This window comes from Aestuariivirga litoralis (genome assembly GCF_003234965.1).
GTDB lineage: Bacteria > Pseudomonadota > Alphaproteobacteria > Rhizobiales > Aestuariivirgaceae > Aestuariivirga > Aestuariivirga litoralis.
Genome location: NZ_QKVK01000001.1, coordinates 730,784 through 743,432 on the forward strand (window position 1 = coordinate 730,784; position 12,649 = coordinate 743,432).

11 protein-coding genes are annotated in these 12,649 nt (G+C 64.8%); 8 read left to right on the forward strand and 3 right to left on the reverse strand.

Features of this window, described 5'->3' with window-relative positions; genetic code table 11:
* Window positions 1-28: 28 nt before the first annotated feature.
* Window positions 29-895 (forward strand): MurR/RpiR family transcriptional regulator, encoded by an 867-nt coding sequence (locus DK847_RS03515; protein WP_111196199.1) that lies wholly within the window; start codon window positions 29-31, stop codon window positions 893-895.
* The gene (gene betA, locus DK847_RS03520; RefSeq protein WP_111196200.1) at window positions 892-2,550 is read left to right on the forward strand and encodes a choline dehydrogenase; all 1,659 of its coding nucleotides are present in this window, start codon (window positions 892-894) and stop codon (window positions 2,548-2,550) included. The genes DK847_RS03515 and betA overlap by 4 nt, the downstream gene beginning before the upstream one ends.
* 297 nt (window positions 2,551-2,847) lie before the next feature.
* On the opposite strand, the gene DK847_RS03525 is transcribed toward betA, so the two are convergent.
* Window positions 2,848-3,693, reverse strand: coding sequence for a D-amino-acid transaminase (locus tag DK847_RS03525; protein WP_111196351.1), 846 nt, complete (start codon window positions 3,691-3,693; stop codon window positions 2,848-2,850).
* A 124-nt stretch (window positions 3,694-3,817) separates the two neighbouring features.
* On the opposite strand from DK847_RS03525, the gene DK847_RS03530 reads away from it, so the two are divergent.
* The 5 genes from DK847_RS03530 to DK847_RS03550 are packed head-to-tail and all read left to right on the forward strand — an operon-like array spanning window position 3,818 to window position 9,740.
* Window positions 3,818-5,173, forward strand: a complete 1,356-nt coding sequence (locus DK847_RS03530; protein ID WP_111196201.1) for an aspartate aminotransferase family protein — start codon at window positions 3,818-3,820, stop codon at window positions 5,171-5,173.
* A 12-nt stretch (window positions 5,174-5,185) separates the two neighbouring features.
* Window positions 5,186-6,565, forward strand: a complete 1,380-nt coding sequence (locus DK847_RS03535; RefSeq protein WP_111196202.1) for a glutamine synthetase family protein — start codon at window positions 5,186-5,188, stop codon at window positions 6,563-6,565.
* 14 nt (window positions 6,566-6,579) lie between these two features.
* Window positions 6,580-7,362, forward strand: coding sequence for a bestrophin-like domain (locus tag DK847_RS03540; protein WP_111196203.1), 783 nt, complete (start codon window positions 6,580-6,582; stop codon window positions 7,360-7,362).
* 1 nt (window position 7,363) lies between these two features.
* Window positions 7,364-8,320, forward strand: a complete 957-nt coding sequence (locus DK847_RS03545; RefSeq protein ID WP_161957136.1) for an MBL fold metallo-hydrolase — start codon at window positions 7,364-7,366, stop codon at window positions 8,318-8,320.
* A gap of 7 nt (window positions 8,321-8,327) precedes the next feature.
* The gene (locus tag DK847_RS03550) at window positions 8,328-9,740 is read left to right on the forward strand and encodes a sodium:proton antiporter (protein ID WP_111196205.1); all 1,413 of its coding nucleotides are present in this window, start codon (window positions 8,328-8,330) and stop codon (window positions 9,738-9,740) included.
* A gap of 103 nt (window positions 9,741-9,843) precedes the next feature.
* On the opposite strand, the gene DK847_RS03555 is transcribed toward DK847_RS03550, so the two are convergent.
* Together DK847_RS03555 and DK847_RS03560 are read right to left on the reverse strand one after the other, a co-directional pair.
* A complete protein-coding gene (locus DK847_RS03555; protein WP_111196206.1) occupies window positions 9,844-10,359 on the reverse strand; it encodes a TIGR00645 family protein in 516 nt (171 codons plus the stop codon).
* A gap of 66 nt (window positions 10,360-10,425) precedes the next feature.
* Window positions 10,426-11,433 (reverse strand): TerC family protein, encoded by a 1,008-nt coding sequence (locus DK847_RS03560; protein WP_111196207.1) that lies wholly within the window; start codon window positions 11,431-11,433, stop codon window positions 10,426-10,428.
* Between the two features lie 165 nt (window positions 11,434-11,598).
* Here DK847_RS03560 and DK847_RS03565 point away from each other — a divergent pair, with 165 nt between their 5' ends.
* On the forward strand, window positions 11,599-12,636 hold the full coding sequence (locus DK847_RS03565) for a trans-3-hydroxy-L-proline dehydratase (protein WP_111196208.1): 1,038 nt from the start codon (window positions 11,599-11,601) through the stop codon (window positions 12,634-12,636).
* The last annotated feature ends 13 nt before the right edge of the window (window positions 12,637-12,649 follow it).

The following is a 12,649-nucleotide window of genomic DNA, read 5'->3' on the forward strand; positions in this document are numbered from 1 at the left end:
TACAGTGGTGTCCAGCAAGGAGAGACGAATGCCACCGCAGCGCGCCACCACGGTTGCCGAACGACTGCGCCTGATGTCGGGCGAACTGACCGCGGCCGAGCGCAAGCTGATGGCCGCGCTCTTCGCCAACTACCCCATGGCGGGGCTGGGCTCCATCTCCGACTTCGCGCGCGAGGCGGATGTCTCCACCCCCTCCGTGCTGCGGCTGGCGAAGAAGCTGGGTTTTTCCGGCTTTCCCGCCTTCCAGGAGGACCTGCGCTCCGAACTCTCCGCCCAATTGCAGAACCCGATTTCCAAGCACGACCGCTGGGCGGCGGAGGCACCCGACACCCACATCCTCAACACTTTCGCCACGGCCGCGATGGAGAACCTGTCGGGCTCCCTCAAGCTCATGGACCACCGGGCCTTCGACGCGATCGTGGCCCTGCTGGCCGACCGGAAGCGGCAGGTCCACATCGCGGGCGGCCGCATCACCGGGGCCATCGCCACCTATCTCTACACCCACCTCCAGATGGCGCGACCGGGGGTGAGCCTCGTGCCCTCCACCCAGTCCTTCTGGCCGCAATACCTGCTCGATATTGGCAGGAACGACGTGCTTCTGTTCTTCGATATCCGCCGCTATGACGCCCGCATGCTCGATTTTGCCGCTTCCGCCAAAGAGCGGGGTGCGAAGGTCGTGCTCATTACCGACCAGTGGATATCCCCAATCGCGAGACTTGCCGTGCATTCACTTCCCTTGCGCATCGAAGCGCCGTCGAGCTGGGACTCGAACATCGTGCCGCTGTTCCTGGCCGAGGCCCTGGTAGCCGCGACCGTCAACGCCTCCTGGCGCGAAACCGAGGCCCGCATCGCGGAACTCGAGGCGCTGTCTGACAGCGGAAAGCGCGGCAAATGAGCGAAACCTTCGACTTCGTGATCGTCGGCGCGGGCTCGGCCGGCTGCGCCATGGCCTATCGCCTGGCGGAGGACGGCAAGAACTCCGTCTGCGTGCTGGAATTTGGCGGCAGCGACCGCGGCCCCTTCATCCAGATGCCCTCCGCCCTCTCCTACCCGATGAACATGAAGCTCTATAACTGGGGTTTCGAGTCCGACCCGGAGCCGGGCCTCGGCGGCAGGCGGCTCGCCACGCCGCGCGGCAAGGTGGTGGGCGGCTCCTCCTCGATCAACGGCATGGTCTATGTGCGCGGCCACGCCAAGGATTTCGACACCTGGGAGGAGATGGGCGCCAAGGGCTGGGGCTTCCGCCATGTGCTGCCCTATTTCAAGCGCCAGGAATCCTGCCCCGACGGCGAGGACGGCTGGCGCGGCACCAAGGGGCCGCTCCACATCAAGCGCGGCCCCCGCGACAACCCGCTCTACCAGGCCTTCGTCGAGGCCGGCCGCCAGGCGGGCTACCCCGTGACGGACGACTACAACGGCCGCCAGCAGGAGGGCTTCGGCCCCATGGAGATGACGGTCCACAAGGGCATCCGCTGGTCCGCCGCCAATGCCTACCTCAAGCCGGCGCTGAAGCGCGGCAACGTGAAGCTCATCACCAGGGCATTCGCGCACCGCGTGATCCTCGAGGGCAAGCGCGCCGTGGGCGTCGAATATGACGTGGGCGGCCAGGTGAGGGAGGTCCGGGCGCGGCGCGAGGTGATCGTGGCGGCTTCCACCATCAACTCGCCGAAGCTCCTCCAGATGTCCGGCATCGGCGCGCCGGAGGTTTTGAAGAAAGCAGGCATCGCGGTGGCGCATGCGCTGCCGGGCGTGGGCGAGAACCTGCAGGACCATCTCGAAATCTATTTCCAGATCAAGTCCAAGGAACCGGTGACACTCTATTCGAAGCTCAACTGGTTCTCCAAGGGGCTGATCGGTGCGGAGTGGCTGTTCTTCAAGACGGGGCTCGGCAGCACGAACCATTTCGAGACCTGCGGCTTCATCCGCTCGGCTGCGGGCATCGAGTACCCGGACATCCAGTATCACTTCCTGCCCGCCGCCATGCGCTATGACGGGCAAGCCGCCTTCCCCGGCCATGGCTTCCAGGTCCATGTCGGCCCAATGCGCGCCAAGTCGCGTGGCTTCGTCCGGGTGCGGAGCGGGCAAGTGCGCGAGGCGCCGCAGATCCTGTTCAACTACCTCACCCACCCCGACGACCTGCCGGAATGGCGCCGCGCGGTGCGGCTGACGCGCGAGCTGTTTCAGCAGCCCGCCATGCAGCGCTTCGCGGCGGAGGAAATCCAGCCCGGGCGGAAGGTGAACGCGGACGCGGAGATCGACGCCTTCATTCGCGAGCACTGCGAGTCCGCCTACCACCCCTGCGGCACCTGCAAGATGGGCGACGCGAAGGACCCGACCGCCGTGGTCGACCCAGAGTGCCGGGTGATCGGCATCGAGAACCTGCGCGTGGCGGATTCCTCGATCATGCCGCAGGTGACCAACGGCAACCTGAACGGCCCCACCATCATGATCGGCGAGAAGGCGTCAGACCACATCCTCGGCCGGCAGCCGATGGCGCCGTCGAACCAGGAGCCGTGGATCAATCCGGACTGGAAGATCAGCCAGCGGTAGGACAGGAACATCCTCTCCCGCTTCAGCGGGAGAGGATGAAAGAAAAAATTCCTTGACTTTTAATCCTAGGTGTGTTACATGCAGGACCGGAAGTGCTTCCTGCTGATTGACATTGTGAATCTGGTTTCAGGGCCCCATGGGTCCGTCATTCCGGCATTCATCGGGGTAGCGGGATGAGGGATGTCATGCCCAACCGTTCATCATGCCCGGGCTTGTCCCGGGCATCCTATGTGCCGCCGCCAAAAGGATCGCCGGGACGAGCCCGGCGATGATGAATTATGGGGGCGCGCTAAGTCCCTAAGCCGTTGCTTCCTTCAGGAACAATTCCCGCAGCTTCCTGACCACGGGGCCTGGCTGGCCGCCGCCGATGCGCTTGCCGTCGATTTCCACGATCGGCATCACGAATTGCGAGGCTGAGGTGAGGAAGGCTTCGTCCGCCGCCAAGGCTTCCTCCACCGTGAACTTGCGCTCGATGATCTCGACACCCTCTTCCTTCGCCAGCCGCATGAGCGCCCGCCTCGTGCAGCCGGCGAGGATCTCGTTGGAGAGGTGCCGCGTGATGACCTTGCCGTCCTTGACGATATAGGCATTGGACGAGGTGCCCTCGGTGACGAAGCCATCTTCCACCATCCAGGCTTCCTGCGCGCCCTTTTCATAGGCCTCCTGCTTGCCCAGCGCCGGGGCCAGCAGCATCACCGTCTTGATGTCGCGCCGCGCCCAGCGCAGGTCAGGCGTGGTGATGACCTTGATGCCTGTCACTGCATTGGGGTTGCTGACGAGGCTCATGGCCTGGGTAAATGCGATGAGGGTGGGCGTCACCTCGCCCTTGGGGAAGTTGAAGGTGCGGTCCGCGGCACCCCGCGTCACCTGCATGTAGATGATGCCTTCCGTGAGCGCGTTGCGCTTGATGAGTTCCGCATGCATCACGTCCAGCTCGTCCCGCGTGCAGGGCCAGGCCATGCGGAGTTCCTTCAGCGACCGGCCGAGGCGCTCCATGTGGGCGGCATAGTCGACCAACTTGCCGTTGATCACCGCGCTCACTTCGTAAACCCCGTCGGCGAACAGGAAGCCACGGTCGAAGATCGATATTTTCCCTTCTGATTCAGGAAGATACTCGCCATTCACGAAGACGGTGCGGACCATGGAAACGGGCTCCTTCATGCTGCACCGCTCTAAGCATGATTCCGGCAATCAAATCCATGGGGGTTGTGGCCGCCATGCCGGGCGGCTAGGAGAGTGGCCAACGTCAACAGTCCAGAAGGATATCATGCCGCGCACCATTCCGGAGCAAGCGATACAGGCCATGCTGAAGCGCGAAGAGGCCCTCTTCACCCAGCGCAACCCCATTTCGAAGCAACTCTCGGAAGACGCGGCACGGAACTGGCTGAAGGGCGTTCCCATGCACTGGATGGTGGACTGGGGCACGCCCTTCCCGCTGTTCATCGCCCGCGCCAACGGCGTGGACGTGACCGACGCCGACGGCAACCACTACATCGACTTCTGCCTCGGCGACACCGGCGCCATGTTCGGCCATTCGCCGCCTGCCGTGGTCGATGCGCTCCAGCGCGAGGGTGCGAATGGCTTCACCACCATGATGCCGTCTCCCGATGCTGCCGTGGTGGGCAAGCTCCTCGAAGACCGCTTCGGCCTGCCCTGCTGGCAGGTGACCGCCACCGCGTCGGATGCCAACCGCGCCGTGATCAAGTGGTGCCGCGCCATCACGGGCCGCAAGAAGATCCTGGTCTTCAACCATTGCTACCATGGCGCGGTGGACGACACCTATGTGACCATCGATGGCGGCACGCCCCATGCCGACCCTGCGCTGATCGGCGAGGTGCGCGATCTCACGCAGTTCACCAAGGTCGTCGAGTTCAACGACATCCCCGCGCTCGAGAAGGCACTTGCCGATCGCGACGTCGCCTGCGTGCTGGCCGAGCCGATCATGACGAACGTGGGCATGGTACTGGCGGATGACGGCTATCATTCCGCCCTGCGCGAGCTCACCCGCAGGACCGGCACGTTGCTGATCATCGACGAGACGCATTGCATGTCCTCCGGCCCCGGCGGCTATACCCGCGAGTATGGGCTGGAGCCCGACGGCATGGTGCTGGGCAAGCCCATTGCCGGCGGCATTCCGGCCGCGGTCTACGGCTTCACGCAAGGTGTGACGGACCGCATTCGCAAATTCCTCGAGACGCGCACGCCCGGCCATTCCGGCATCGGTACCACGCTGTCCGGCTCCAAGATCCAGCTGGCGCTGATGCGTGCCGTTCTGGAGAACTATTTCACCGCGGAGGCCTTCGGCCCCCTCGTGGCGCTGGCCAAGCGCCTCGAGAAGGGGATTGCCGATGTCATCATCAAACATGGCGTGGCGTGGCACGTCGTCCGTGTCGGCGCCCGGGTGGAGTTCATGTGCACTCCCGACAGGCCCCGCAACGGCGGCGAGGCTGCAAGAGTGATCCACCGGCCGGTCGACGAAGCCGTGCATCACTATCTTCTCAATCGCGGGGTGATCGTCACCCCGTTCCACAACATGATGCTCATCTGCCCGGCGACGACCGAGGCGCACGTGAACCAGCTGGTCGAAGGTCTCGACCGCTGCCTCACGGAACTGATGGGCTGAGGAGTAAACAGAATGACACTCGTGTTCCCCCGCCGCGAAGCCGAAGCGCAGGCCTTCCTCGACCAGAACCCGGACATCGAAAGCGTTCATGTCGTGTGGACCGACATGTGCGGCGTTGCCCGCGGCAAGATCCTGCGGCGTGACGAGGTGGTGCCGGCCTGGAAGGACGGCCGCTTCATGCCGATTTCCGCCCTCGTGCTCGACGTCACCGGCCAGGACGTGCCGGAAACCGGCCTCGTCTTCGACGAGGGCGACCGCGACATGCTGCTGTGGCCGGTGCCCGGCTCCATGGTGCGCGTGCCATGGGCCGAGGTGCCGACCGCGCAGTACATTGCCACGGTTCACGACCTCGACGGCACGCCGCATTATGCCGACCCGCGCAACGCGCTGGAAAAGATCGTCAAGCGCTTCGAGCTGGAACTCGGCATGAAGCCGGTGGGCGCGGTGGAACTCGAGTTCTTCCTGATGGATCGGGCCTCCGCACTGGCCGGAAAGCCGACAGCCCCCACCTCCCTCATCAACGAGGCGAAGCCGCAGCACTACCAGGCCTATTATCTTCAGGATACCGAGGATTTCGCGCCCTTCTTCCAGGACCTCTATGCCATGTGCGAGGTCCAGGGCCTGCCCGCCAAGACGCTGATCTCGGAATATGCGCCGGGGCAGATGGAGATCGTGCTGCGCCACCGTGCCGATGTGCTGAAGGCCTGTGACGAAGGCATCATGCTGAAGCGGCTGATCAAGAACGTGGCCGAGAAGCACGGCCTTGCCGCCACCTTCATGGCCAAGCCCTATTCCGCCTGGACGGGATCGGGCATGCACATCCATGTCTCGCTCGGCGACGAGGACGGCAACAACCTGTTCGCGGCGGAGGACCCGACGCAGAACGAGCTCCTCATGCACGCGATCGGCGGCCTCAAGGCGGCGATGGCGGAATCGATGCTGATCTTCGCGCCCAATGCGAACAGCTACCGCCGCTTCCGCCGCAACTCCTATGCGCCGGTCTCGGCCAGCTGGGGCATCAACAACCGCACGGTGTCGCTCCGCATTCCCGCCGGCCCGCCCAAGGCCTGCCACATCGAACACCGGCCGTCGGGTGCCGATGCCAACCCCTATCTCGTGATGGCGGCAATCCTCGCCGGCATGCATTACGGCATCACCGAGAAGGCGGACCCCGGCAACCCGGTGACGGGCAATGGCTATGAACGCCGCGCCAAGTACATCCCGGGCAACTGGTTCGACGCCATCGACGCCTTCTGGCGCGCCTCGATCCTGAAGGAGTATTTCGGCAAGGAATTCGTCGACACCTACTGCACGCTGAAGGAGGTGGAGGCGGACCGCTTCTACGCCGAGCCGACGGCGCGCGACTTCGAATGGTATCTCCGCACGGTCTGAGTTAAACAGGGCCGATGCGCGTCCCGCCCGACTTCATCTATGAGCTGTCACCGCCGGTGCTCTTCCTGGTGGTGCTGGCGGCTGTCGGTGCGGTGGCGCTGGCGATCCAGCAGGTAATCCGCCTGCCGCGGGTGGCGAAGGCAGCGCCGCAGCTGGCACAGATGTCGACGGCGGTCTCCACCATCGCCGGCGCCATCTTTGGCCTGTCGATGACCTTCCTCGCCAACTCCGTATGGAACACCGAGGACAAGGCCCATGACGCGGTGAACGGCGAGGCGCGCGCCGTTCGTGTCATGGACCTTTACATGGATTCGCTCACCGCCCCCGCCTATGACGGCATGGCGAGGCTGATCGCCAACTACGGCGAGGCCGTGAAGGCCGAGTGGGATTCGATGACCGAGGACGACTACGGTTCGCCCGCCGAGGTGGCGCTGCGCACCATCTATGGCGCGGTGATCAAGGGCCTGGCGGAGGGCGAGCAGAACCGCCTTCTCCAGCAGCGTCTTCTCACCTCCCTCGACGAACTTTCCGCAGCGCGGCAGGAGCGGCTGTCGATCGCCGAGAACTACGTTTCGGTGAGCCAGTGGACGCTGGTGACGGGGCTCGGCATCGTGCTGCTCTTCGTGGTGACGCTGAGCCATGCCGCCTTCCCGCTGGCGCGGCGCGTGGCCGTGCTGGCCGTGGTGATGGCGATCAGCATCATGCTCTACGTCATCCTGCTGCATGACCGGCCCTTCATCGGCTATGCCGCGCAGACGGCGGACCCGATCCTCAAGGCCACCGGCGTCGAGCCCTGACATGGTGCGCATCGTCAGGCAGGGCGGACGCTACATCCTCGAGGGCCACCGTGGTGAAGGCTCCTTCCGCGACCTGCTGAAATGGCAGATGGAAGGACAGCGCGCGCGCTGGCCCCGCCGCGTGGAGAACCGCAGCTTTCCGCCGCCGCCCCAGCGCGTCGAAGGTGACGCGCTGAAGGCCACGTGGATCGGCCATTCGACGGTGCTGCTGCAGACTGCGGGCCTCAACATCCTCACCGATCCCTTCCTGTCGGCCCGCGCCAGCCCCGTGCCCTTCGCCGGGCCCAGGCGGGTGCGGGCTGCCGCGCTCGGTCCGGAAACATTGCCGCCCATCGACCTGATCCTGCTGAGCCACAATCACTATGACCACATGGACCTGCCGGCGCTGCGCCGCATCGCGCGGCGGCACCAGGCGCATGTGGTGACGCCGCATGGCAATGGCCGCTGGGTGAGGCGCGCCTCATCCGCCTTCACGATCGACGAGCTTGGCTGGGGCGACGCCGTGGAGCACAAGGGCCTGAAGCTCCACCTCACGCCCGCGCTGCACTGGTCGAAGCGCGGCTTCTTCGACGCCAATGCCGCCCTGTGGGGCGCCTTCGTGATCGAGGCGCCGGGCGGACCCATCTATTTCGCCGCCGACACGGGTTTCGGCACGGGTTCGACCTTCGCCGACGTCAAGGAGTGCTTCGGCGCGCCGCGCCTGTCGCTGCTGCCCATCGGCGCCTATGAGCCACGCTGGTTCATGCACCCGCAGCACATGAACCCCGACGAGGCGGTGAAGGCCCACAAGCTCCTCGGCACACGCGCCAGCCTCGCCATCCACCACGGCACGATACAACTCACCGACGAAGCCATCGACGCCCCGGTGGAAGCCCTGAAGCAGGCGCTCACGGAACATTCGGTTGACCCTGCTTCCTTCCTCGTGCCTGATGCGGGCGAAACACGCGAGATCGACTGAGGACGTGATGACCACGAAACGCGCGGGGCTTGCCGCCGCATTCCTTCTGCTGTCGGCAGCGCCTGCCTTCGCCGCCGAAGGCCTCGACGGCCGCACACTGGGCCTGCCCTGGGCCCTTCCCTTCGTCGGCATGCTGCTGTCGATCGCCATCTTCCCGCTGGTGGCCTCCGACTTCTGGCACCATCACCGCGGCAAGGTGGCGGCCTTCTGGGCGGCTCTTGCGCTGATCCCCATCGTGGTGACGAGGAGCCTCGGCACGGCGGGCGAAGCGCTGGTCCACACGGCGCTGATGGAATACATCCCCTTCATCCTGCTGCTGCTGGCGCTGTTCACGGTTGCCGGCGGCATCGTGGTGCGCGGCAACCTGCACGGCTCGCCCGGCACCAATGCGGGCCTCCTTGCGATCGGCGCCGGGCTCGCCTCGATCATCGGCACGACGGGTGCCGCAATGATCATGATCCGCCCGCTGATCCGCGCCAATGACGACCGCAAGCACAATGTGCATGTCTTCGTGTTCTTCATCTTCCTCGTGGCCAATGCCGGCGGCGCGCTGACGCCGCTGGGCGACCCGCCGCTCTTCCTCGGCTTCCTGCGCGGGGTGAGCTTCTTCTGGCCCACGGTGCACCTGCTGCTGCCCGCACTCCTCATCGTCGGCGTGCTGCTCGCCCTGTTCTACGTCATGGATTCGATCATCTACCGCCGCGAGGGCCACCTGCCCAAGGATCCGACACCCGACAGCCCGCCGCTGCGCGTGGTGGGCGGCATCAACTTCCTGCTCATCGCGGCAATCATCGGCACCATCCTGCTCTCGGCCTCGGTGGACCTCGGCGAGGTGGTGATCTACGGCACGCATGAGCCGATCACGGCGTTGCTGCGCGATGCGGCCTTCCTCATCATCGTCGGCCTGTCACTGGCCTTCACCCCGGCCGAACACCGGGCCGAGAACAAGTTCGACTGGGAGCCCATCAAGGAAGTGGCCCAGCTCTTCGCCGGCATCTTCATCACCATCATCCCGGTGCTGGCGATGCTCAAGACAGGGATGGGCGGGGTCTTCGCGCCGCTGGTGGCGCTGGTGCAGGGGCCTGCTGGCGAGCCCAACAACCTCGCCTATTTCTGGATCACCGGCGGCCTCTCGTCCTTCCTCGACAACGCGCCCACCTATCTGGTGTTCTTCGAGCTCGCGGGCGGCGATGCGCAGAAGCTGATGACGGAGGGGGCGACGACGCTCGCCGCCATTTCGGCGGGTGCGGTGTTCATGGGCGCCAACACCTATATCGGCAATGCGCCCAATTTCATGGTCTATGCCATGGCGCGCGACGCCGGCGTGAAGATGCCGGGCTTCTTCGGCTACATGCTGTGGTCGGGCGCCATCCTGCTGCCGCTCTTCGCCGTGGTGGGCTGGCTGTTCTTCGCGGGATGATGTGACGGGGGCACCCCGCGCATCCTTTTCCCAAGCGTCGAAAGCGGTTGCCCGGATCAAGCCCGGGCAAGGTGGGAGGGCTGTGTCGCCGCGCGAAAGCGCGTTACTCCCCCTTCGACTTCTTGGTGGTGACCATAAGCTTGTCGATATAGGCCAGGAGCAGCGCCGAGATGACGAAGGTCAGGTGGATGATGGTCAGCCACATCAGCTGGCCGTCGGTGTATTGCTGGGCGTTCAGGAAGACCTGCAGCAGGTGGATCGACGAGATCGCCACGATGGTGGAGGCCACCTTGATCTTGAGCGACGCGGCATCGACCTTGCCGAGCCAAGAGATTTCGTTGCCGTCCGCATTGTCGAAGCGGCTGACGAAATTCTCGTAGCCCGAGATGATGACCATGACGACAAGGCTCGCCACCAGCGCGGCATCGATCAGCGCCAGCATCTTGAGGATGGTGTCGGTCTCCTGCAGCACGAAAAGCTTGTCCACGAACTCCCACAGCTTCTTGGCGAAGGAGACGGCATAGAGCAGCAAGGCCAGGGCGAGGCCGAGGTAGAAAACGACCAGCAGCCAGCGCGAGGCAAGGATGATGGCTTCAATCGCGTGTTCGAGCTTCTTCATGAGAGTAGGACCCGCCGTTGGACGGGTCCCCTGATAGCTGATCCTGTGGTTGAGGCAAGAGCCCCCTCATTCCGCCGGGTTGGCGGCTGGCAGCGGCTCCGGCCTGTCGTTGCGGGTTTTCCACAGCGACCAGCCGATGCCGGCAGCCAGCACGCCGATGGTGACGGCGAGCGAGATGGCGGTGTCGATCTTCACGCCCAGCGGGACGAGGAAGATCTTGATGCCGACCAGCACCAGGATGACCGCCAGCGAGTACTGGAGATACTTGAAGCGGTGCATGGCGGCGGCCAGCGCGAAGTAGAGGGCGCGCAGGCCCAGGATGGCGAAGATGTTGGAGGTGTAGACGATGAAGGGGTCCTGGGTGACGGCGAAGATGGCCGGAACCGAGTCCACCGCGAAGATCAGGTCCACGAACTCGACGATGATGAGGGCCACCAGCAGCGGCGTGATGAACAGCGCCATCTTGCCGGTCTTGGGGTCGATCTGGCGGATGGTGAACTTCTCGCCATGCAGCCTGTCGGTGACACGGAAGTTCTTCTTGATCAGCTTCAGCATCCAGTTGTCCTCGAGCGAGGGCTTCTCGTTCGAGGTCTTGAACATCTTGAGGCCGGTGAAGACCAGGAAGGCGCCGAACAGGAACAGGATCCACTGGAAGGACATGACCAGGGCCGCACCCACGCCGATGAGGATGGCGCGGAACACGATGACGCCCAGGATGCCCCAGAACAGCACCCGGTGCTGGTAGAGCCGCGGAATGCCGAGGAAGGCGAAGACGGTGGCGATGACGAAGATGTTGTCCATCGCCAGCGACTGCTCGATCAGGTAGCCGGTGAAGAATTCGAGGCCGGACTGGGAGCCGCGCGCGTACCACACCCAGGCGCCGAAGGCGAAGGCGATGGCCATGTAGCCGCCATAGAGGATGAAGCTCTCCTTGGCCTCGATCTCCTTCTGGCCCTTGTGCAGGAAGCCGAGGTCGAGGACGAGGAGGCCGATCACCACCGAGATGAAGATCAGCCAGAAATAGGCGGGCGTGCCGAGAAAATCGGAGAATAGGAACGTCTGGAGAATTTCCATTGCCGGACCCTGCGTTGGAGTTTGTGGTTGGCAGCTCCGACATCGCAGGATGAAAAAATCCCGCCAGAGGGGCCCGGCGCCGCTCTGGTGAAATATGGCGAAATACGGCAAGTTCAAGTGCTGCGGGCGATAACGAAATCGTGAACTGCCCGGGGAGGACGGAATTTGCGCTCGAAAACGGCAATCCAGGTGATCGGCTGCCACGCCGAGGGCGAGGTGGGCGACGTGATCGTGGGCGGTGTTGCCCCGCCGCCGGGGAGAACGGTGTGGGAACAATCCCGCTTCGTGGCCAGTGACGGACGCCTGCGCGCCTTCGTGCTGAACGAGCCGCGGGGCGGCGTGTTCCGGCATGTGAACCTGCTGGTGCCCGCCAAGGACCCCAGGGCCCAGATAGGCTTCATCATCATGGAGCCGGAGGATACCCCGCCCATGTCGGGCTCCAACTGCATCTGTGTCGCCACCGTGTTGCTCGATGCGGGGATCATTCCGATGACGGAACCCGAGACGCGCATGGTGCTGGAAGCCCCTGCCGGGCTGATCGAGGTGACGGCGCAATGCCGCAATGGCAAGGCGCAGTCGATCACGCTGAAGAACGTGCCCGCCTTCGCCGAGCGCATCGGCGTTCCGCTGGAGGTGGCGGGGCTCGGCACGCTCACGGTCGACACCGCCTTTGGCGGCGACAGCTTCGTGATGGCCAATGCGAAGGCGCTGGGCTTCGCGGTGACGCCGGACGAGGGCCGCGATCTTGCGGTCGCCGGACGCAAGATCGTGAAGGCGGCGAACGAGCAGCTGGGCTTCACCCACCCTGATCTTCCCGAGTGGCGGCACTTTTCCTTCGCCTTCCTGACGGGCGAGCTCGAGCGCGTGGACGGTGCCTTGTCGAGCCGCAATGCCTGCGTGGTGAAGCCGGGCAAGATCGACCGCTCGCCCACCGGCACCGGCTGCTCGGCGCTGATGGCAGTGCTCCATGCCAAGGGCCTGCTGAAGGAGGGCGAGCGTTATATCGGCCGCTCCATCATCGAGAGCCGCTTCATCGGCGAGGTGGCGGGGCTCACCACGGTAGGGAACCACGCGGCCATCATTCCCACCATCACGGGACGCGCCTGGATCACCGGGCAGTCGACCCTGATGCTGGACCCGGACGACCCCTGGCCCCACGGCTACAAGATCGCCGACACATGGCCGATCGATGCGAAGGATTGAGAGGACCCGCACG

Bases quoted from the DNA above. Each gene is read 5' to 3' on its own strand.
- DK847_RS03515 (WP_111196199.1), top strand. From the start codon at position 29: ATGCCACCGCAGCGCGCCACCACGGTTGCCGAACGACTGCGCCTGATG.
- betA (WP_111196200.1), top strand. From the start codon at position 892: ATGAGCGAAACCTTCGACTTCGTGATCGTCGGCGCGGGCTCGGCCGGC.
- DK847_RS03525 (WP_111196351.1), bottom strand. From the start codon at position 3,693: ATGGTCCGCACCGTCTTCGTGAATGGCGAGTATCTTCCTGAATCAGAA.
- DK847_RS03530 (WP_111196201.1), top strand. From the start codon at position 3,818: ATGCCGCGCACCATTCCGGAGCAAGCGATACAGGCCATGCTGAAGCGC.
- DK847_RS03535 (WP_111196202.1), top strand. From the start codon at position 5,186: ATGACACTCGTGTTCCCCCGCCGCGAAGCCGAAGCGCAGGCCTTCCTC.
- DK847_RS03540 (WP_111196203.1), top strand. From the start codon at position 6,580: ATGCGCGTCCCGCCCGACTTCATCTATGAGCTGTCACCGCCGGTGCTC.
- DK847_RS03545 (WP_161957136.1), top strand. From the start codon at position 7,364: ATGGTGCGCATCGTCAGGCAGGGCGGACGCTACATCCTCGAGGGCCAC.
- DK847_RS03550 (WP_111196205.1), top strand. From the start codon at position 8,328: ATGACCACGAAACGCGCGGGGCTTGCCGCCGCATTCCTTCTGCTGTCG.
- DK847_RS03555 (WP_111196206.1), bottom strand. From the start codon at position 10,359: ATGAAGAAGCTCGAACACGCGATTGAAGCCATCATCCTTGCCTCGCGC.
- DK847_RS03560 (WP_111196207.1), bottom strand. From the start codon at position 11,433: ATGGAAATTCTCCAGACGTTCCTATTCTCCGATTTTCTCGGCACGCCC.